Raw genomic sequence first — 440 nt, 5'->3', positions numbered from 1 at the left:
CCTGACTACCATTCAAGACGGGCAGTGTCTGACAACAACGCGAAAAAATCATGATCGCGGGACTAACATGCACGTCGTCACGGAAGTGCAGCACACCGTAATTTTGGCGGAACACAACCTGCTGGATGTTAAAGGCGTAGAGAAGCGCTTTAGCCAAATTAAGCCGCTGCGCTATCCAAGATGGTTGGTTGCCTTGATGGTCGGTTTATCCTGCGCCTGCTTTTGTAAACTCAATAACGGCGGCTGGGATGGCGCGGTGATCACCTTTTTCGCCAGTATGGTGGCTATGTATATCCGCCAGATTCTGGCGTTCCGGCATTTCCACTCACAAATTAACTTCTGCATCACGGCTTTTGTGGCGACAACGCTTTCAGGTCTGTTGCTGATGTTGCCGACTGTTAACCACAACCCAAACACCGACATGGCCGCCAGCTTTCTGC

1 protein-coding gene is annotated in these 440 nt (G+C 51.1%); it reads left to right on the top strand.

The window, feature by feature from the left end:
* On the top strand, positions 1–440 hold a 440-nt coding region (locus ACU8YC_RS27930), incomplete at both ends, for a threonine/serine ThrE exporter family protein (RefSeq protein ID WP_446896387.1).

The sequence above is a fragment of the Citrobacter sp. VF227 genome (assembly GCF_052950715.1).
The sequence above is the reverse complement of the archived record's forward strand: the minus strand, read 5'-3'. Positions and strand labels throughout refer to the sequence as shown.